At 59.7% G+C, this 20,143-nt stretch carries 18 protein-coding genes, 3 tRNA genes and 1 riboswitch; of the genes, 16 read left to right on the top strand and 5 right to left on the bottom strand.

Features of this window, described 5'->3' with window-relative positions:
• Window positions 1-24 precede the first annotated feature (24 nt).
• A complete protein-coding gene (locus tag ACT3RW_RS12530) occupies window positions 25-1,182 on the top strand; it encodes a cystathionine gamma-synthase (RefSeq protein WP_444613960.1) in 1,158 nt (385 codons plus the stop codon).
• 81 nt (window positions 1,183-1,263) lie between these two features.
• Here ACT3RW_RS12530 and ACT3RW_RS12525 read toward each other — a convergent pair whose 3' ends face one another.
• Window positions 1,264-1,680 carry a hypothetical protein gene (locus ACT3RW_RS12525; protein WP_262199575.1) on the bottom strand — a complete coding sequence of 139 codons (417 nt, stop codon included), beginning with the start codon at window positions 1,678-1,680 and terminating at the stop codon, window positions 1,264-1,266.
• 305 nt (window positions 1,681-1,985) lie between these two features.
• On the opposite strand from ACT3RW_RS12525, the gene ACT3RW_RS12520 reads away from it, so the two are divergent.
• Complete coding sequence (locus tag ACT3RW_RS12520; RefSeq protein ID WP_444614645.1) at window positions 1,986-3,896, top strand: DEAD/DEAH box helicase; 1,911 nt, start codon at window positions 1,986-1,988, stop codon at window positions 3,894-3,896.
• A 118-nt stretch (window positions 3,897-4,014) separates the two neighbouring features.
• Here the strand turns inward: ACT3RW_RS12520 and thiC are convergent, their stop codons facing one another.
• The 3 genes from thiC to ACT3RW_RS12505 all read right to left on the bottom strand — a co-directional run bounded on the left by thiC (window position 4,015) and on the right by ACT3RW_RS12505 (window position 7,688).
• The gene (gene thiC, locus ACT3RW_RS12515) at window positions 4,015-5,757 is read right to left on the bottom strand and encodes a phosphomethylpyrimidine synthase ThiC (protein ID WP_131088829.1); all 1,743 of its coding nucleotides are present in this window, start codon (window positions 5,755-5,757) and stop codon (window positions 4,015-4,017) included.
• Window positions 5,753-5,862: riboswitch (TPP riboswitch) on the bottom strand. Its footprint overlaps the gene before it by 5 nt.
• A 175-nt stretch (window positions 5,863-6,037) precedes the next feature.
• Window positions 6,038-6,109 (bottom strand) — tRNA-Thr (locus ACT3RW_RS12510).
• Window positions 6,110-6,746: 637 nt separating this feature from the next.
• Window positions 6,747-7,688 (bottom strand): GlxA family transcriptional regulator, encoded by a 942-nt coding sequence (locus ACT3RW_RS12505; protein ID WP_096222961.1) that lies wholly within the window; start codon window positions 7,686-7,688, stop codon window positions 6,747-6,749.
• Window positions 7,689-7,796: 108 nt separating this feature from the next.
• Between ACT3RW_RS12505 and ACT3RW_RS12500 the strand changes: the two genes are divergently transcribed.
• The 4 genes from ACT3RW_RS12500 (at window position 7,797) to ACT3RW_RS12485 (ending at window position 10,454) form a co-directional block, all read left to right on the top strand.
• The gene (locus tag ACT3RW_RS12500) at window positions 7,797-8,108 is read left to right on the top strand and encodes a putative quinol monooxygenase (RefSeq protein WP_096288139.1); all 312 of its coding nucleotides are present in this window, start codon (window positions 7,797-7,799) and stop codon (window positions 8,106-8,108) included.
• 564 nt (window positions 8,109-8,672) lie between these two features.
• Window positions 8,673-9,998, top strand: a complete 1,326-nt coding sequence (locus tag ACT3RW_RS12495) for an ISL3-like element ISPfr2 family transposase (protein WP_444613959.1) — start codon at window positions 8,673-8,675, stop codon at window positions 9,996-9,998.
• Between the two features lie 263 nt (window positions 9,999-10,261).
• Window positions 10,262-10,333 (top strand) — tRNA-Thr (locus ACT3RW_RS12490).
• Between the two features lie 47 nt (window positions 10,334-10,380).
• A tRNA-Met gene (locus ACT3RW_RS12485) sits at window positions 10,381-10,454 on the top strand.
• Window positions 10,455-10,577: 123 nt separating this feature from the next.
• Here the strand turns inward: ACT3RW_RS12485 and ACT3RW_RS12480 are convergent.
• Window positions 10,578-11,300: a GTP pyrophosphokinase gene (locus tag ACT3RW_RS12480; protein WP_444613958.1), complete on the bottom strand. Its 723-nt coding sequence runs from the start codon at window positions 11,298-11,300 to the stop codon at window positions 10,578-10,580.
• 230 nt (window positions 11,301-11,530) lie between these two features.
• Here ACT3RW_RS12480 and ACT3RW_RS12475 point away from each other — a divergent pair, with 230 nt between their 5' ends.
• The 10 genes from ACT3RW_RS12475 (at window position 11,531) to ACT3RW_RS12430 (ending at window position 20,108) form a co-directional block, all read left to right on the top strand.
• Window positions 11,531-12,304 (top strand): AraC family transcriptional regulator, encoded by a 774-nt coding sequence (locus tag ACT3RW_RS12475; RefSeq protein ID WP_444613957.1) that lies wholly within the window; start codon window positions 11,531-11,533, stop codon window positions 12,302-12,304.
• Between the two features lie 194 nt (window positions 12,305-12,498).
• Complete coding sequence (locus tag ACT3RW_RS12470) at window positions 12,499-13,548, top strand: iron-siderophore ABC transporter substrate-binding protein (protein ID WP_444613956.1); 1,050 nt, start codon at window positions 12,499-12,501, stop codon at window positions 13,546-13,548.
• A gap of 57 nt (window positions 13,549-13,605) precedes the next feature.
• Complete coding sequence (locus ACT3RW_RS12465) at window positions 13,606-14,649, top strand: FecCD family ABC transporter permease (protein ID WP_444613955.1); 1,044 nt, start codon at window positions 13,606-13,608, stop codon at window positions 14,647-14,649.
• Window positions 14,646-15,746: a FecCD family ABC transporter permease gene (locus ACT3RW_RS12460; RefSeq protein ID WP_444613954.1), complete on the top strand. Its 1,101-nt coding sequence runs from the start codon at window positions 14,646-14,648 to the stop codon at window positions 15,744-15,746. Before ACT3RW_RS12465 ends, ACT3RW_RS12460 begins: the two co-directional genes overlap by 4 nt.
• On the top strand, window positions 15,746-16,558 hold the full coding sequence (locus ACT3RW_RS12455) for an ABC transporter ATP-binding protein (RefSeq protein ID WP_444613953.1): 813 nt from the start codon (window positions 15,746-15,748) through the stop codon (window positions 16,556-16,558). Before ACT3RW_RS12460 ends, ACT3RW_RS12455 begins: the two co-directional genes overlap by 1 nt.
• A 52-nt stretch (window positions 16,559-16,610) precedes the next feature.
• Complete coding sequence (locus tag ACT3RW_RS12450) at window positions 16,611-17,552, top strand: DUF2797 domain-containing protein (RefSeq protein ID WP_444613952.1); 942 nt, start codon at window positions 16,611-16,613, stop codon at window positions 17,550-17,552.
• 90 nt (window positions 17,553-17,642) lie between these two features.
• A complete protein-coding gene (locus tag ACT3RW_RS12445; RefSeq protein ID WP_022874178.1) occupies window positions 17,643-17,918 on the top strand; it encodes a hypothetical protein in 276 nt (91 codons plus the stop codon).
• Window positions 17,919-18,013: 95 nt separating this feature from the next.
• On the top strand, window positions 18,014-18,460 hold the full coding sequence (locus ACT3RW_RS12440; RefSeq protein ID WP_444613951.1) for an FAS1-like dehydratase domain-containing protein: 447 nt from the start codon (window positions 18,014-18,016) through the stop codon (window positions 18,458-18,460).
• 2 nt (window positions 18,461-18,462) lie between these two features.
• On the top strand, window positions 18,463-18,903 hold the full coding sequence (locus tag ACT3RW_RS12435) for a MaoC family dehydratase (RefSeq protein WP_131088824.1): 441 nt from the start codon (window positions 18,463-18,465) through the stop codon (window positions 18,901-18,903).
• 2 nt (window positions 18,904-18,905) lie between these two features.
• Window positions 18,906-20,108, top strand: coding sequence for an MFS transporter (locus ACT3RW_RS12430; RefSeq protein ID WP_444613950.1), 1,203 nt, complete (start codon window positions 18,906-18,908; stop codon window positions 20,106-20,108).
• Window positions 20,109-20,143: the final 35 nt, after the last annotated feature.

Below are 20,143 nucleotides of genomic sequence, written 5' to 3'. Positions count from 1 at the left end.
GAATTCACTTAAGGACTGATATCGATGACCGAAAACACTCAGGGATCAAACACTCGCTTCGTCCACGTGGGCCAGGAATTTGAGCCACACACCGGTGCCGTCGTGCCACCGCTGCACTTCTCGACCACCTACGCACAGGACGGTATCGGAAACCTGCGCAACGGCTACGAGTACGGCCGCGGTGGCAACCCAACTCGTGACGCCCTGCAGGCTCAGCTTGCCGGCGCCGAATTTGGCACCCACGCCTTCTCCTTCGGCTCCGGACTGGCTGCCGAAGACTCATTGATCCGCGCAATTCTGCGCCCAGGCGATCACATTGTCCTTGGTAACGATGCTTACGGTGGAACCTTCCGCCTCATTGACCGAGTGCTCGGTGACTGGGGCATCGGTAACACCCCGGTAGATATGAGCAACGAAGCTGCCCTGGCTGCAGCTATCGAAAAGAACAAGGCCAAACTGGTGTGGGTAGAAACCCCATCCAACCCAATGATGACCATCACCGACATTGCCAAGGTAGCCGAAATTGCTCACGCTGCCGGCGCACTGCTGGTCGTGGACAACACCTTCGCCAGCCCATTCTTGCAGCAGCCTCTGATCTTGGGTGCTGACATTGTGGTTCACTCAACCACCAAGTACATCGGTGGTCACTCCGATGTGGTGGGCGGTGCGGTGATCGTCAAGGACGCAGCCCTGGCAGAGAAGATTGGTTTCATCCAGTTCGCCGTTGGTGCAGTATCTGGCCCAATGGATGCCTTCTTGACTACCCGTGGTCTGAAGACCTTGGGTGTGCGCATGCGCGCACACAGCGAGAACGCGGCCACCGTTGCCCAGTGGTTGCGCGAGCGCAGCGAAGTTGAGCGCGTACTTTACCCAGGCTTCGAAGATCACCCAGGCCATGAGATCGCCAAGAAGCAGATGAGCGACTTCGGTGGCATGGTCTCGGTTCAGTTCAAGGGCGGCGAAGCTGCAGCACGCAAGATCGCTGAAAGCACCAAGCTGTTCACCTTGGCTGAATCCTTGGGTGGCATTGAATCCTTGATGAACTACCCATCGGAAATGACCCACGCGTCGGTCAAGGGTACCGAGCTGGCGGTTCCAGTGAACCTGTTGCGTCTCTCGGTGGGCATCGAAGATCCAGCAGATCTCATTGATGACCTAGAGAAGGCTTTCCGCAACCTCTAAATCAACGCATATAACGCGAGGGTGAACATTCCGTATGGAATGTTCACCCTCGCGTTTTTTGTTTATCGGGTTTCAGCTGCGCTAGCGACGCCGTTTAGGCGGCTTAGGGGAGACGACCTTGAAGTAGTAGTTGCTGCTAGGAAGCCACATGAGAGCTACACAGAACATGATGATGGCGGCCAGTAGTGAATAGCGACCAAAACGCATCAACAATGGCACCGCGGTAATCACACCGAGCCAGGTGAGATTGGTGCGGGCAGCACGTTGACCGGTGAACAAACGGTAGCCAAGAACCCCGCAGGCGCAGCCGGCGGCAGCAAAAAATATGGCCAAGGCAATGGCTGCAAAGTTCAGTGAACCTGAGTCGCTCTGCTCATAAATGAGGAAGCCACCAAAGCCTAAAAACAGCACTCCGGCTAGTAACCAAAGCATTTGCGCGATGAACAAAGCGCTGGGTACAGGCTCTTCAGGGCGGCGTGGCAAGAATGGTATTTTCACATCTTTAACACTACGTGCTTTGGCGCGGTGCCCGATCTCACACGCTCTGGGCACTGACAATTAGCGGTGGTTCGCGTTAGTGTTAAGTGTTCGCAAACTTCAAGGGTATCCCTTGCATCCAGCCCAATATTTGAGGCTGGAGCCTTCTCGTGTTGTATTTCCGCAAGTGTGTGCGGTTTCTTATGTCATAGGGGAGCGCTTGTAGAGCGTGACTTGTATCTGACTGTGTAGCCTATACGTCGTTTCTTTGGGGACGGCTAAGGCATATTCCCCAACGAATGAGGTAAATCTTCGTGTCTTCTGACATGCCCGTAAACACCGATGACAACCAGACCCCAGAAGAGCCAACCGTGCTCTTCTCCGAACTTGGTTTGGATGCTCGTGTGCTTGCATCACTGGCTGACCTGGGCTATGAAAAGCCATCGCCAATTCAGGCCGCCACTATTCCTAAGCTTCTCGAAGGCCGCGACGTTGTTGGTCTGGCTCAGACCGGTACCGGTAAGACCGCTGCTTTCGCGCTTCCTGCCCTGTCCCGCATGGCAGAGCTGGCTGACACCAATGGTCCAGCCCGCACCCCACAGATCCTGGTTCTGGCTCCAACCCGCGAGTTGGCCCTCCAGGTAGCTGAGGCTTTCACTTCCTACGCAAAGTACCTGCCAGACTTCACCGTCTTGCCAGTGTACGGTGGCTCCCCATACGGCCCACAGCTCAACGGCCTGCGCCGTGGCGCTCAGGTTGTTGTTGGTACCCCAGGTCGCGTAATCGACCACATCAATAAGGGTTCTTTGGACCTGTCCAACCTTCAGTACGTTGTACTGGATGAGGCCGACGAAATGCTTCGCATGGGCTTCGCCGAAGAGGTCGACAAGATCTTGGAAGCAACCCCAGCAGAGAAGCAGGTTGCCCTGTTCTCGGCCACCATGCCACGTACCATCCGTCGTATTGCTTCGGAATACCTGCGCGATCCGCAGGAAATTTCGGTCAAGTCCAAGCAGTCGACCGGCACCAACATCACCCAGCGTTACCTGCAGGTTATGGGCTCGCACAAGCTTGACGCCATGACCCGTATCCTCGAGTCCGAGTCATTCGAAGGTGTTATCGCCTTCGTTCGTACCAAGATGGCTACCGAGGACCTGGCTGACAAGTTGAAGGCTCGCGGCTTCACCGCTGCAGCTATCAACGGTGACATCCCACAGCAGCAGCGTGAGCGCACCGTTGAGAACTTGCGTTCAGGCAAGATCGACATCCTGGTTGCTACCGACGTTGCAGCTCGTGGTTTGGACGTTGAGCGCATCAGCCACGTCATCAACTTCGACATCCCACATGACACCGAGTCCTACGTTCACCGCATTGGCCGTACCGGCCGTGCAGGTCGTTCGGGCGACGCGATCTTGTTCATGACCCCACGCGAGAAGTACTTGCTGCGTGCCATCGAGAAGGCTACCCGCCAGCCGGTGACCCAGATGCAGCTTCCTTCGCTGGATTCGGTTAACGACCGTCGTATCCAGAAGTTCACTGATCGCATCGATCAGACCATCAGTGGTCAGGACCTGACCACCTTCCGCGAAATCGTTGAGAAGTTCGCTTCTGAGCACGAAGACCTTGATCAGCTGGAAATCGCAGCTGCACTGGCTTTGATGGCTCAGGGTGGACGTCCATTGCTGATGACCGAACCAGTAGCTTCGCCTTCCAAGAAGGCTCGCATGGAACGTGGTGACCGCCCAGAACGTGGCGATCGCGGCGACCGTGGTGACCGCGGAGATCGCGGCGACCGTGGCCCACGTGCACGTAAGACTGCTGCTGCAGGCAACGCCATGTACCGTCTGGCCATTGGCCGCCGCAACCGCGTGCAGCCAGGCTCGATCGTTGGCGCTTTGGCTAACGAAGGTGGCTTCGATTCTTCGGAAATCGGTGGCATTGAGATCCGTTCGGATCACACCTTGGTTGAACTGCCAGCAGAGCTGAGCAAGGACCAGTGGCGTGCACTGTCCAAGACCCGCATCGGCGGCGAACTGATCAGCATGGAGCTTGACTCCGGCCGTAAGCCACGCGACGACGATGACAACGATCGTGGCGGCGACCGTGGCGGTTTCCGCGGTGGAGACCGTGGCGGTTTCCGCGGCGGACGCGGTGGCGGCGAAAAGCGCTTCGGTGGCCGTGGCGGCGACAAGCGCTTCAGCGACTCGGGCCGTAGCGGTGGACGTCGCGACTACTAAGTCGACGCTCCTAAGCTAACTAGCTAAAAGCACAACACAACGCCCCTGGAACAAACCGAAAGGTTTGATCCAGGGGCGTTGTGTGTTTCTCCAAGATGCTTGTTCCAGCAGCCAGCTATTACTGGGCTGCGCTGCCTACCGGAATCTCATCTCCTAGATAAACTTTCCCGCCGCTCTCCAAGAACTCTCTACTCTTTTCTGCCATGCCTGCCAACGCCGCTTGAGCCTCCGCAGAACCGTATTCATCACGTATATCTTGGGAGATCCGCATGGAACAGAATTTTGGTCCACACATCGAGCAGAAGTGTGCGGTCTTGGCTGGTTCTGCGGGCAAAGTCTCGTCATGGAATTCTTGAGCCGTGACGGGATCTAAACTCAGCGAGAACTGGTCATTCCAGCGGAACTCAAAGCGTGCCTTACTCAGCGCATCATCGCGCGCACTGGCACCCGGGTGCCCCTTGGCTAAGTCGGCGGCGTGAGCTGCAATCTTGTAAGTGATAACACCGGTCTTTACATCGTCACGGTTAGGCAATCCCAGATGTTCCTTGGGTGTGACATAACAAAGCATGGCTGTGCCATATCGAGCGATCTCCGTAGCGCCGATGGCGCTGGTGATGTGGTCATAGCCCGGAGCGATATCGGTAACCAGTGGGCCCAGTGTGTAGAAGGGCGCACCATCACACAACTCCTGCTGGCGTTCAACATTCTCCCGGACCTTATGGAATGGAATATGTCCCGGTCCCTCAACCATGACCTGTACGTCGTACCTCCAGGCCCGCTTGGTCAGCTCAGCTAGGGTATCTAGCTCAGCGAACTGCGCGGCGTCATTGGCATCAGCAATGGAGCCGGGACGAAGCCCGTCACCCAGTGAGAAAGCAACGTCGTACTGTGCGAAGATTTCGCAGAGCTCATCAAAGTGCGTGTACAAGAAATTCTCTTCGTGATGTGCCAAGCACCAGCCGGCCATGATGGACCCACCGCGCGAGACAATGCCGGTAACCCGGTTGGCAGTCAAAGGAACATAACGCAAGAGCACGCCAGCGTGAATGGTCATATAGTCCACGCCCTGCTCACACTGTTCAATGACGGTATCGCGGAAGATCTCCCAGGTCAGTGCGTTGGCTTCGCCATTGACCTTTTCCAAGGCTTGGTAGATGGGCACCGTTCCGATGGGCACCGGTGAATTGCGGATGATCCACTCACGAGTGGTGTGGATGTCATCACCGGTGGATAGATCCATGACGGTGTCTGCACCCCATTTGGCGGCCCACTGCAGCTTGGATACTTCTTCAGCAATCGAGCTGGTCACCGCAGAGTTGCCGATATTTGCATTGATTTTCACCAAGAAGGCTTTGCCGATAATCATCGGTTCAGATTCCGGGTGATTGATATTGGACGGAATGATTGCTCGCCCGGCCGCCAGCTCGCTGCGGACCAGTTCTACATCGCACTCTTCGCGAACCGCCACATATCGCATTTCAGGGGTGATCACCCCAGCTCGTGCGTAGTGCATTTGGGTTACTGTGGCCCCCTGAACTGCACGTAGTGGTGGCGCCGTGCGTCCGGCCCATTCATCGCTGGCAGTTCCTCGGCGGACCGCTGAGCGCCCGTCATCGTGCAGATTGCGTTCGCGGCCTTCATAGACCGCAACGTCTGCTCGTTCCATGATCCACGGTTCCCGAAAAGGATTCAGTCCCTGAGTTGGTTCGCTACCTGGACCACTGGTGCGATACACCCGTAGCGGTTCATTTGGCTGGCCGTTGGGGGAGTCCGCAAGTTGAATTTGCGTGACGGGAACTGAGATCCCTTCCGATTCGCGGAACGCGAGAGAGTGGGCAGGATGTTGTTCAAATTGTTCCATTGAGAAACTCACTTCCTTCGCCGGCATTACCCGGACAGGTTCAACGGTCGCGGACGGCGATAGCCCGATCTCAGCCCTTGCCATGGGGCTCCCGTGTGGTCGGAGACGACACTAGCATGAAAAAATCGGCGCACAAGAATGGGCGCCAAAATTTGACGCTAGGTCTGAGCGTTGGAAGTGGAAGATGGGGGCGAAGCGAAGTGGCAGCGGGGCCCAAGAAAATAAGTCCAGATAGACGAAAAGAGAGACAGTCTGAATGCAGATTGTCTCTCTTATTTCGAGCCCCCTGCCGGAATCGATCCGGCGACCTCGTTCTTACCAAGAACGCGCTCTACCACTGAGCTAAGGGGGCAACGAGTAAATACTCTACACAGGTTTTTGGCGATTTCAAAATCCGTAACGAGTTTGTAGCTGACGTCACAAGACCCCTACTCAAGTAGGAAAAACGCGCCAGGGGATCGGTTGCTCGATGGTGTTCTGAACGCGGGTAGTCTGCGCCGCGAAAAATGGCAGACCTCGCACATGTTGATATTTGCCTCTTTTGACTGCGAAGCATCAAGATGTACGGATGTTTTGTTGTTGGAAAAGTGATTTTCACTGACTCAAGCGGCAGGAAAGTGGCTCTTCCCAGATGAGGGTGTAGGTCGGCCGGGCGCGTCGGTCCGCAGATAGACGTCGAGGTCTCCCGACGATGGAGGTTCCTACGCCATCCATCCGAAAGACCTCGACGTGTCCGACGCTACCCCGCCGGCCGGCTTCGGCCGCCCTGACCTGACCGCCTTCGCGTCTCATCCCAATCGACCCTGATCGGGTCTGCTGATCCTCTCGACGAGAACGCAGCGACATCATAGCCACCCAACCCCGACCGTCCGGGAAGCCGGGGCACGTCGCATGGCCTGTGCTGCGGGCGTGTCGAGTGGGGCGTCCAGAGGCGACGCAGGAGCGTCGACGCGACGTGCTGAGAGGTGGTTCTAAGGCATGGCGATAGGTCAGGAACGGCGTCGCTCCCTGCGCAGGAGGGAGCGCAGAGTCTCGGCGTTCGCGTAGCCGACCCGTAGCGCGATCTCGGCGGAGGTGAGGTCCGTGGTTGCTGAGAGGTGCCGAGCTCGTTCGATGCGAAGCCGTTGGACGAAGCCGAGCGGAGTGAGGTTGAGCGCCGCACGGACTCGTCGTTCGAGGGTGCGCCGGCTGGTGCCGAGCGACTGCGCGACGAAGGCGACGTTGAACGGTTCGTCCAGGCGGGCGCGCACGAAGCGTTCGAACTCGACGACGATCGGGTCCTCGTGCCGGAGATGTTCGTAGGCGACGAAGGCAGCCTGCGACGGACGCTCGTCGATGATGAGGAGCTTGGCGACATGTTGGGCCAGGTCGGGGCTGATCGATCGCACGAGTGAGAGCGCGAGGTCGATGTGGGCGAAGGCGGCGCCGGCGGTGACGAGGTTCCCGTCGACCACGACCATGGTGTCGAGATCGAGGGCGACGGTCGGATAGCGCTTCAGGAACTCCGGCCCCAGGAACCAGCTGGTCGTCGCCCGCCGATGATGCATCCGTCCGGTCTCGGCGACGGCGAACACGCCGGTGCACGCCGCGGCGATCCGGGTGGTCGCCTCGTCGAGGCGCCCGAGCGAGGCGATGACCGAACGAGCATCTCGGCTCTGGAGGGCGTCGTTGGTAGCGGCGGCCGTAAGGGTTCCAAGCGCAGGGACGACGACCACGTCGAACTCTCCGGACTCCGACAGCGGGTGGTCCACCGACAGGGTCATCGATGCCGTCGTGGTCACTCGCCGTTTCGGTCCGAGGATGGCGAGTTCGATCGGGTCGATCCGCGGGTCGACATCGCCGCGGGCTCCGTCGGCCACCCGCACGATGTCGATGATCGACGCGATAGCCGAACCGAAGCAGCCGTCGATCGCGATCAGTCCAATACGCATGACGTAAACAATAGCAATACTGCCGTATACGCCACTTCTCACATGCCCTTTTTCGTCATAGACTGAACTCGCTTCACCAAGAAACCTCGACACCTAGGAGAACCCCTCATGTCCACACCCGCATCACTTCCGTATGCCTTCGTCGCCAAGATCGTCGCGGCCGATGGACAGCACGACGCGCTCGCCGATCTGCTCACCGGCGCTGTCGCGCTCGCCAACGAAGAAGTAGGAACGATTGTCTGGTTCGCGGTCAGGACCCACGCCGACACCTTCTGGATCTTCGATGCATTCCCCGACGAGGCCGCTCGCGACGCCCACGCCAACGGCGCCATCGTCGCAGCCCTGATGGCCAACCAGCACCTCCTCGGCGCAGCACCCGAGATCCTGGCGGCCGACGTCCTCGCGTCCAAGCTCCCGTAGTCCGCCAACGCACGAGACCATCGCGCCCCGCCGAGCCGTCGCCAGGTCGCGAGCGCTCAGCCTGCGAGGGGTCCGTCGCAGAGGAGAGCGACGTCGGTGTCGGGCAGAGCCGTGAGGCCAGCGCATCGCGCGACCACCAGAACCGAACAGCCCCTGCCCTGCGTTTCCGCAGGTCAGGGGCTGTTCGCCGGAGCCGCCTGTCGGAATCGAACCGACGACCGAATCACGTCGGCTTTGCGTCTATCACTTGATGCGCCCACTGGGCGAACGAGCCGCTGACCTGCGCAAACGCCGAGCGTGGGGGACGCCGCCATCCGGTGGTGACCGACGACGACCGACCAGTACCGACCGTTTCACCGGAGCTTGCGGCGGCGTCGAAGCCGAGTAAGCTCCATTCCTTTAGCTCACCGCGCCCTCCTCCTCGCAGGTCCCGTCGTCGTCGAAGACGTTTCAGGGGTCTTCTCAGATGACGGTGTAGGTCGGCCGGGCGCGTCGGTCCGCAGATAGACGTCGAGGTCTCCCGACGACGGAGGTTCCTACGCCATCCATCCGAAAGACCTCGACGTGTCCGACGCTACCCCGCCGGCCGGCTTCGGCAGCCCTGACCTGACCGCCTTCGCTCGACTCGACGGCCTCGGTCTGAGCGTGACCGGACAACGACTTGAACCGGATCGTGCGGTCCTCGCGTGCCGCGTGGTGGAACCAGATCAGTGGTGCCGACGGTGCGGCAGCGAAGGCGCTGCTCGTGACACCGTGATCCGGCGGTTGGCCCACGAGCCGCTGGGCTGGCGACCGACCGTGCTGGAAGTTGTAGTGCGCCGCTACCGCTGTGCCGACTGCGGACACGTGTGGCGCCAAGACACCAGCGCCGCGGCGGAGCCACGCGCGAAGCTCTCGCGCACCGGGCTGCGGTGGGCGCTGGAAGGGATCGTGGTCGCACACCTCACCGTCGCCCGTGTCGCCGAGGGACTCGGGGTCGCGTGGGACACCGCCAACAACGCGGTCCTGGCTGAAGGCAAGCGGCTGCTGATCAACGACCCCACGGGGTTTGAGGGAGTGAAGGTCATTGGCGTCGATGAGCACGTCTGGCGCCACACCAGGCGTGGCGACAAGTACGTCACCGTGATCATCGACCTCACCCCGGTCCGCGATGGCGCCGGCCCAGCAAGGCTGCTGGACATGGTCGAGGGCCGGTCGAAGGCGGCGTTCAAGACCTGGCTCGCCGACCGCGACGACGCCTTCCGTGACGCGGTCGAGGTGGTCGCGATGGACGGCTTCACCGGGTTCAAGACCGCCGCTGCAGAGGAGATCCCGGACGCGGTCACGGTGATGGATCCCTTCCACGTCGTGCGCCTGGCCGGTGACGCCCTCGACAGGTGCCGGCGCCGGGTCCAACTCGCGATCCACGGGCACCGTGGGTTCAGGGACGACCCGCTCTACAAGTCGCGGCGCACGCTGCACACCGGCGCGGACCTGCTCACCGACAAGCAGAGCGACAGGCTACGCGCGCTGTTCGTTGATGACGCTCACGTCGAGGTCGAGGCGACCTGGGGTGTCTACCAGCGCATGATCGCCGCCTATCGCCACGAGGACCGGCAACGTGGCCGCGAGCTCATGGAGAAGCTGATCACCGACCTCAGCGCCGGCGTCCCCAAGGTGCTCACCGAGCTCACCACCCTGGGCCGGACCCTGAAGAAGCGAGCCGCTGACGTGCTCGCCTACTTCGAACGACCCGGCACCAGCAACGGGCCGACCGAGGCGCTCAACGGACGGCTCGAACACCTGCGCGGCTCCGCACTCGGGTTCCGCAACCTGACCAACTACATCGCCCGAAGCCTGCTCGAGACCGGCGGCTTCAGACCCCAACTCCTACACCCCCGCTTGGGATGAGCCAGGAAAGTGGCACCGCTTGGTCGTTAGAAAAGGAACTCGTGCAGCGCTTTCCGAAGGCTGGAAATTACCAAATTGACCACTACTAATGCTCCAGTGAGCATCGTCACCTATGCGCTTTTGTGCCAACCTTCGTTCCATGTCAGCACTACGTCTTCTAGAAACATGCGTTGACTTGGGGTAACGCGACGCGGTCCGAAATTCATTGGAGGCGAATGACGATTTTTCTTTGTGCCCAAAGCCGTGTAGAGTATTTACTCGTTGCCCCCTTAGCTCAGTGGTAGAGCGCGTTCTTGGTAAGAACGAGGTCGCCGGATCGATTCCGGCAGGGGGCTCTGAGTGAGAAGTAGTCTTGGCTTCTACTGGATTGCTTCTCACTTGTGGCGGCGTAGCTCAGCTGGTTAGAGCGCACGACTCATAATCGTGAGGTCCCGGGATCGAGTCCCGGCGCCGCTACAGATTTAGCCCCGAAATCCTGTTGGATTTCGGGGCTTTCTCGTCCCCGGAATTTCTGAAAAATGAAATGCCTCCGAGCACATCAAATTTGCCGTCGGAGGCATTTCATCGTTTAGGGTGGGGCTACTCTGACTCGCTCTGGTCCTTGCTCGTCGAGGCTTCCTTGGCGAGCATTAACAGACCTTGGATTACGTCTGAATCCACTTCTTGGCCCACGGATTTTTCGTCGTTGGCGTCATGGCCATGTACCTCTGTGTGCAGTCGCTGCATCTGCATATCAAGCTTCGTGGCAACAGCCGCGGCGTCGGCGAGTTCTGTAGCTAAATGCGCCGGTACTTCACCATCGTATTTGTAGAAAATCTTGTGCTCCAGGCTGGCCCAGAAATCCTGGGCGATCGTTCGGATCTGCAGCTCGACGACGACATTGACCGGCCCGTCGGAAAGGAAGACGGGGATTTCAACGATGGCGTGCACGCTCTTGTATCCGCTGGGCTTTGGGTTCTTTATATAGTCCTTGATCTGGATGACGCGGATGTCATTTTGCGCCGTCAAGGTATTGAGTACCTTGTAGATGTCTTTCACGAAGCTGCAAGTGATTCGGACGCCGGCAATGTCGCTGATGTTTTCGCGGATTGCCGTGAGTGAAGGATGGATATTCCTCTGGCTCACTTTGCGCATGATGCTCTCAGGTGTTTTCACCCGGGAGGTGATGTGCTCAATGGGGTTGTACTTGTGCAGGTAGAGGAACTCTTCACGAAGAATTGAGACCTTGGTGAGTACCTCGTCGACGGCAAATTGGTATTCCATCATGAAACGCTGGAACTGAAGCCGGAATGCCTGGGTCATTTCTTGTAGTTCGCCAGAGCTCAGATTTGCCGTAGAAGGCAGCGGGATGACGCCGCTATTGTCCTCTGGGTATGGAGTGGAAATCCTAAATCACCTCTACAGGTTGGGGCGATGTCAACAGACATGAACGCTCTATAGTTTTAGCGTAGGTCATCCGTCTAAGAATTAGGCTAGAAGAAGTCGTGAATCTATCGGGTGGACGTGGTGATTCGCGTAATGGAGGGCAGGGCATGATTGAAGAGCGGAAGCTGCCAGCCTATGCAGCCGGCGCGATTGACGTTCCGTTTGTCATTGGATTTTTTCAGGAACGCGTTCAGGTGGATACCTGCTGGCCATCGCATTCCCATCCGACCCATGAGCTGCTCTGGAACCAGCAGGGCGTCTCGTCGGTCAGTGTTGGCCCGAAGACGTGGACCATCACCCCGGTGCTCGGTGTCTGGATGCCCGCAGGTGTTTTGCACGAGGGGACTGCCCGGGCGGCCAGCGTGTGCAATATGAGCCATTTCGGAATCACCAGCGTCGATTCGATTGCCGAAGAGCCAGTTCCCGTTGTCATTACCCCGCTTTTGCGCCTGCTCTTGGAACGCCTTGCCGATCCGGAGCTGACGCCAAAGTCCCGTGCCATCACAGAAGCCGCAACGATGGATAACCTTCAACCCGCACCGGGGTGCCTGGCTATTCACGTGCCGCAATCCGAACTTCTGCAACCGATAGTCGCATGGATGATCGGCCAGCCGAAGCCTGCACCCAGCCTTCAGCAATGGGCCGACCGGCTGGGGGTGAGCGGTCGAACGATCTCCCGGGCGTTCCAGGCGGAAACCGGTATCGGTTACTCGCGATGGGCAGGTTCATTGCATGCCCAGCAAGCCATGGAGATGGTGGCCAGCGGCGAAGATCTTCAAGATATCGCCCAACTTTTGGGGTTCAGCTCGCAGAGTTCGCTGGGAGCGGCATTTCGCCGGAACACCGGGTTCACGCTCTCATCTTTCCGCGACTCCAAGTAGGCGTGTCAGTTTCGCGCGAATATTGTCAATTTCGCGTGATTGCGAAGTCTTGGTGCTATCAATACGATAGAGAGGAAAGGCTCACCTAAGTGGATTGCTCAACGGGACTCATTCGTATTACATGACCTTGCTCTTGTTGCCATAAAGCACCCGAAGGCTGAACACACTCGCTGACACCTCGTGGAGAATCACCCATGCTCGCATCACGCCGCACCTTCTGGAAACCTGCTGCCCTCATCTCAGCAGCAGCACTGGCATTGACCGGTTGCTCATCAGCCGCGACCGGCTCCGAAGAACAGACTGCTGCCGCATCTGAAGACCAGCAGAGCTTCCCCCAGAGCATCAAACATGCGTTGGGTACCGCGGAAATCGAGAAAAAACCTGAGCGGATCGCCACCGTGAACTGGTCCAACCAAGAAGTTCCGCTGGCACTCGGCGTCGTGCCGGTAGGCATGGCCGCCGCGAACTTCGGCGACGACGACGGCGATGGCATCCTGCCATGGGTCGAGGAGAAACTCACTGAGCTCGGCGGGGAGACTCCCGTGCTCTTTGACGAAACCGACGGTGTGGACTTCGAAGCTGTCGCTGATTCGAATCCTGACCTGATCCTGGCCGGATACTCGGGACTCACCAAAGAAGACTACGAGACCTTGAGCCAAATCGCTCCAGTCGTGGCCTATCCCGAAGCCGCCTGGTCCACCAGCTGGCGCGAGAACATCGAACTCAGTTCCCGAGCCATGGGCCAAGAGGCCGAAGGTAAGGAAATGATCGAGGGCATTGAAAAGGAAATTGCTGAAGGCCTCGAAAAGCACCCGAACATCGCCGGGAAATCGGTGATGTTCGTGACCCACGTGGACCCAGCGGATCTGTCCACGGTCAACTTCTACACCACCCACGACACCCGTACCGCGTTCTTCGATGATCTTGGCATGACCACCCCGAAGGCTGTGGCCGAAGCATCCAACGGTGAAGTGAAATTCTCCGGAGAAATTTCCGCAGAGAATGTTGATGAGCTTTCGGACGTCGACGTCATTGTCACCTACGGTGATGGCACCCTCGTCGACACGCTCGAAGCAGACCCGCTGCTCTCCCAGATGCCAGCAGTCAAAAACGAAGCAATCGTCGCCCTGGACGGCAGCGGACCACTGGGAACCGCGGCCAACCCCACTCCATTGGCGATTTCCTGGGTGCTCGATGACTACCTAGAGCTGCTGGAAGAAGCAGCAGCGAAGACCGGAAAATAACAGCCGGTCCACCTCTGTCTGCACACAGAAAGCTGAAGGTCGGGGAAACACCTCACTATGAATGAAGTAGCGACCCGTCGCGGCGTGGCTAGCGAACAAATTCGCCAGCCACGCCGCCGGCGTCTGTTCTGGCTGGTTATGGCAATTCTCATCCTGCTTGCGCTGGCCCTAGGATCCGTGGCCATCGGAGCCAGAAACGTCTCGCCGGCAGATATCTGGGAAGGGCTGCAGGGGCACAGCGACAACGTATCCCAAGCGGCAGTCGCCAAACGCGTGCCCCGCACTGTCCTGGCGCTGGTCATCGGCGCCGCCCTGGGGCTCTCCGGAGCGATCATGCAAGCGGTGACCAGGAATCCGCTAGCGGACCCCAGCATCCTCGGGGTCAACATGGGCGCATCCCTCGCAGTGGTCATGGGCATCACCTGGTTCGGCGTCACCACCGCCCACGGCTACATCTGGGCCGCGATCCTCGGCGGAGCCATTGCCGCGGTTTTCGTCTACGTGGTCGGCTCCATGGGACGCGGGGGAGCGACCCCGTTGAAATTAGCGCTGGCCGGCGCAGCAACCTCGGCGGCGCTGACATCCTTTGTCACCGCGATTTCGCTGCCCCGCGGGGATTTGGCCGACATCATCCGTTCGTGGCAAATTGGCGGCGTTGGCGGCGCGACCTTCGCCAATGTAGCGCCCATGCTGCCCTTCTTGGCCGTGGGACTAGTCATTGCGATGGGCAGCGCCAATTCGCTGAACTCCTTGGCCCTGGGGGATGAACTCGCGGCCGGGCTCGGGGAAAAGGTCATGCTGGTCCGCGCCGTCTCGGCAATGTCGGCGGTCATCCTCTGCGGTGCTGCTACCGCCATGGCAGGCCCGATCGGTTTTGTCGGACTGGTGGTCCCTCATATGTGCCGTCTGCTGGTGGGCGTCGACCAGCGATGGCTCCTGCCCTTCTCCACGCTGGCAGGAGCTGGCTTGCTGGTATTCTCCGACATCCTCGGACGCATCGTCGCCCGGCCCGGAGAACTCGACGTTGGCATCCTGACCGCCCTGATTGGCGCGCCAGTCTTCATTCTCATGGTGCGCCGTTCAAAGGTACGAGAACTGTGAACACATCCACTCCACAGGCCGCAACGCAGGCCGCGACCCATGCGCTGACTACGAGCACTGGCGAACGCGCAGCCCTGATCAACCAGCTGCGCGTTGCCCGCGGGCAACGCGCCCGGCAACGCCGGATCATCATTGCCATTCTTAGCCTGATGGTGCTGGCTGTGGTCATCGCCAGCCTGTGCCTAGGCCAGACCAATTATTCACCGGCCCAAGTATGGCAAGTGATCCTTGGCCACAAGGTCCCGGGCGCAAGTTTCACAGTCGGCACCCTGCGACTGCCGCGTACCGCCATTGCCTTGGTGGCCGGCTTGAGCTTCGGCTTGGCCGGAGTGAGCTTCCAGACCCTGCTGCGCAATCCATTGGCCAGCCCCGACGTCATCGGCATCAGTACCGGCGCCTCCGCTGCGGCGGCCTTCGCGATTGTCATCCTCTCGCTCTCAGGCACCGTGGTCTCCGTCTTCGCCATCGTCGCAGGACTGCTCATCGCAACGCTGATCTACCTGCTCTCCTATAAGGGCGGGGCCGCCGGTACGCGGTTGATCCTGGTTGGCATCGGCGTAGCCGCGATGCTGGAATCGCTGATCAGCTGGGTGCTGACCCAGGCCGGGCAATGGGACCTGCAAGAAGCCACCCGCTGGCTCACCGGAAGCCTTAACGGCAGCACCTGGGCTGAGACCCTGCCAGCGCTGATCGCCCTGGGCATCCTCGGACCGTTGCTGCTGAGCCAGACAAGATACCTGGACAGCCTCCAGATGGGCGACGACACCGCGGCGGCCCTGGGCACGCGGGTCGAACGCACGCGGATCCTGGTGATCATGGCGGCCGTCGGACTGATCTCCTTCGCCACTGCAGCCACCGGCCCCATTGCGTTCGTGGCCTTCCTCTCCGGCCCCATCGCCAGCCGGCTGATCGGGGCCCGCGGATCAAAGCTCATCCCGGCGGCCCTGATCGGCGCGCTGCTCGTGCTGGTGGCGGACTTCGCTGGCCAATACCTGTTGGGAACCAGATTCCCGGTAGGCGTGATCACCGGCGTGCTCGGCGCCCCATATCTGGTCTACCTCATCATCCGAACCAATCGTGCTGGAGGCTCCCTCTAATGCCACCTCGTGAACTGGCCGTCCAAGACCTGCAGGTCGGATACGGCGAACGCACCATCATCGACGGCCTGGAACTGGCTATCCCGTCCGGCGAGATCACTTGCATCGTCGGGCCCAACGCCTGCGGCAAATCCACCCTCTTGCGCTCCATGTCCAGGCTTCTGCGCCCCAAAACAGGGCAGGTGCTTCTAGATGGCAAAGACATCCACCGGATGCAGCCCAAGGCCCTGGCCAAGATGCTCGGCCTGCTGCCGCAAAACCCCATTGCACCAGAAGGCATCACCGTGGCAGACCTCGTGGGCCGTGGCCGCCAACCTCACCAGGGGCTTTTTGCCCGCTGGAGCAAGGATGACGATGCCGCGGTGGCCGAAGCCCTCGAAGTCACCAACACAGTGGAATTAGCTGACCGCCCGGTGGACGAGCTTTCCGGTGGCCAGCGCCAGCGCGTTTGGATTGCCATGGCCCTGGCCCAGGGCACCGAGACCCTCCTGCTCGATGAGCCCACCACCTTCCTGGACGTCAGCCACCAGCTGGATGTGCTGGATCTGCTCACCGACTTGAACCGGCAACGCGGGACGACCGTGGTGATGGTGCTGCACGACTTGAATCTGGCGGCCCGCTACTCGGATCACCTCATCGCCTTGCGTGACGGATCGATCCGCGCCCAGGGCAAGCCTGAAGAAATCCTCTCGGCGCAGGTAGTCCATGAAGTGTTCGGGCTGCATTGCCAGGTGATTGCCGACCCGAGCACGCTCAAACCGCTGATCCTGCCAGCAGGACGCCACCACATGCTGGAGCATGCAGGACTGTAGCCGACACTGCGGCGTGCCCTAAGGTTGGAGGGGTAACTCCAGGAAGGTATTGATGGAACTCGCTAGCGTTTCCCGGCAGCTCTGCCACGGCATCAGCTTCTCGCAACATGAACCTGCGCCCATGCTCCGGCTGCGCACCTCGGAGAACTGGAAGACCGAATACCTCGAACAGAACCGCTCGCTGAGCTTGGATGTAGGGGAGGTGAAATTCTGCCTCGGCTACATCACCATGAATCGAGACGGCTCACGCAATGTCCTGCCCTGCCCCAAAACCAAGGCCCTGCGCACCGGCACCCAGTGCGTGAGCTGCCGCCGGCTGGACCACTCCAAATTCATGCACCAATTCCACAAGACCGGTGAAGCCCCCGAAGGCATGCGCAAATACCTGGAACAACCGCATTTCCTGTATATCGCCAGCTTCGCCCACGGAGCCACCAAGGTCGGAACCACCTCGACCCAAAGCCAATGGACCCGCTTGGCGCAGCAGGGCGCTGTGATTGCCCGCTATATCGCGCGCGCCAACGACGGCACCGCCATCCGCGTCCTGGAAGACCTCGTGACAGAACATGTTGGCTTGAGCCAGCAGGTGCGGCAAAAGTCCAAGATCAAGGGACTGATCGGCTGGGAACTGGACTACCAGCAGCTTGACGACATCAACCAGCAGGCCGCGAACCAGGCCCGTGACTTCCTGGCTGCCCAACGCGGTCTGGACACCTATGGTGTCCAACTGCGTGACGAGCTGTGGGAACAGCCACGCTTCGCCCGTCCGGTGATTGATGCCTGGAACAGCAGAAGCCTGCATGCCTGGTCCACGCCTGTGCCCGGATCCCGGCACAAGCTGCGCATCCGCGGGGTTCTGGGCCAAAGCATCATGGCCGACAGCGGAGAAGGCACAACCTTGCGCCTGCTTGATGCCGCCGAGCTCAAAACCCGGCAAGTGGACATTGCAGAGGAGCGCGGAGAATTCCGGGAAGAACAGTCTGCCCTGTTCTAGGAATCCCAAAGTTGACCTGTTGGTGGAGTCACGGGGAAATGCCGCATAACCATTGAGTGCTCAAGCGCGGGCTGAACTAGACTTGAACTCATGACCAACACTCCTTGGGAAGCGGCCTCACCGCGCTATAAGAAGCTCGTCTTCACGGCTATGGCCATTATGGGAATCGGCATCATCCTGGCGATTATCGGAGCCAACATTCCATCCTTGCCCACGGTATACACCGCCATCGGCATCATGCTCGTGGGCATGCTCTGCCATATCGCCGGCATGGTTGTCCGCGCCAAGGACGCCCGCCAGTGGCGCATCGAGAACGGACTGGCCGCTCCACGCGCCTCCAAGCGCTCAGCCGACGACGCACAATAAGTTTCAGCCAAGACCACACGGCAGGTGACGGGCCACGGCAGAGAACACTTGCTGCAGCACGTTATCTTCAGTTACAACAACGTTCAGGAGAATCCATGGGCATCAATCCCGAACTGGTGGGGCGCGTATTCCCCGCCGGCGAGTCCTACCAGGTAGGACGAGAAAAGATCCGCGAATTCGCACACGCCACCAAGGCCACGTCGCCAGCCCACTTCGATGTGCAGGCCGCCCAGGAATTGGGCTACTCCGATGTTGTCGCCCCGCCGACTTTCGCCATCATCGTCGCCCAGCGTGCCGATGCGCAGCTGATTGCAGACCCAGCGTCGGGCATTGATTTCTCGCGTGTTGTCCACGCGGATCAGCGCTTTACCCACCACCGTCCGATTGTGGCTGGCGACGAGCTGATTGCTGAGCTGTATGTAGATCAGGTACGTGAGATGGGTGCCGGTGCCATGATCACCACCCGCGCTGAAATCTCCAGCATCTCTGGCGAAAAGGTCGCAACTACCGTTTCGTCGCTACTGGTACGAGCTGAGGACTAAGCATGATTGAATTCGAAACTCTTGAAAAGGGAACCGTCATCGGTTCCCACACCGTCAAGGTCAACCGTGCGGACCTCGTTCGTTATGCCGGGGCCTCCGGAGACTTCAACCCGATCCACTGGAATGAACGCTTCGCCAAAGAAGTAGAACTTCCATCGGTAATTGCTCACGGCATGTTCACCATGGGTTCGGTGGTAGACCTCGTCTCACAATGGGTAGGAAACCCAGGAGCGATCATCGACTACCAAACACGCTTCACCAAGCCGGTAGTAGTTGAAGACCCAGAGGGTAGCAACCCAGCTGACTACGAGGGCACCAGCATTTTTGTTGAAGGCAAAGTTGGCGCGCTAGATGACGAAAAGCGCACAGCACGCATCGACTTGGCCGTTACTGCCAATGACAGCAAGGTACTGCTCAAGTGCCAAGTTGTGGTGCAGCTCTAAAGATGCCCCTATCCGGTAATGCGCAACCGTCGGTAATACACTGGCGCAACGCACTGATGGCCGCCTACCTGGCCAGCGGTCTACTGATTTCCGCCTTGGTATCGCGACTGCCAGCAGTACGCGACGCACTGGACCTTGACCACGCCACTGTCGGGTTGCTCTTGCTCTGCATGAGCGCAGGATCCTTCCTGTCCGTCTCGGTCTCCGGTCAACTGGTGCTGCGCCTCGGCGCAGCCAACGTGATGCGCATTGCCGCCACCCTCAGCGGTGCTTCCCTCATCCTTGTTGGCGTAAGCACCGGCGTCTTTGGCAGTGCCGTTGCCACCGGTGTCTTCCTGTTCACCCAGGGGCTCGGATCAGCCTCATGGAATGTAGCCTCTAACGTCCAGGGCGCAGTGATGGAACGCGCACTGAGCAAGAGCATCATGCCGGCGTTGCATGGCTTCTTCTCTATCGGCACCGTGATTGGCGCAGGCCTCGGCGCGCTAGCAGCCCATATGGGGCTGCCGTTGCAGTACCACTACCTGCTCATGGGTCTGATCATTGTCGGCACTGTTCTCTACAGCTCCCGATTCTATGGTGAAGATTTCAGCCGTACCCCGAGAACCTCCAGCGGCCCGTCGCTGTCGCGTGCATGGAAAGAACCACAAACCGTCCTGCTGGGCATCTTGGTCTTGGGCATGGCGCTCGCCGAAGGTGCAGCAGGGGACTGGGTAGCTCTTGCCCTGGCAGATGGTTATGGAACCAGCGAAGCCACCGGAGCCGTGGGCTACGGTGTATTTGTCACCGCCATGACGCTGACTCGTTTGCTCTCCGGTGACTTGATCTTGCGTCTGGGACGAGTCATCATGATTCGGGCCAGCGCCATCTGTGCCTTTGTTGGCGTTCTGATCTTTGCCTTTGGCCATAACCTTCCGCTGGCGTTTGCCGCGCTGGTGGTCTGGGGCATTGGTGCTGCACTGACCTTCCCACTGGCCATGAGCGCAGCATCGGATGACCCACTGCATTCGGCAACCCGAGTAGCTGTGGTATCAACCATTGGCTACGGCGCCTTCTTGGGCGGCCCGCCGCTATTGGGCTTGTTGGCAGGGGCGATAGGTCTGTTGCCAGCCTTGGGTTCAATTTCCCTGCTGATCGTTCTGGCCTTTATGCTTTCCAAAAACACTGCCGGATACCCACAAGACGAAAAACGCACCGATAACTAGACTGTTGCCTTGGCGTGCAGCAATTGCCTCGACAC

It is taken from the genome of Glutamicibacter sp. AOP5-A2-18 (assembly GCF_052446055.1).
Taxonomy (GTDB): domain Bacteria; phylum Actinomycetota; class Actinomycetes; order Actinomycetales; family Micrococcaceae; genus Glutamicibacter.
Note: the sequence above shows the minus strand (reverse complement) of the source record. Positions and strands in the feature narration are given on the sequence as shown.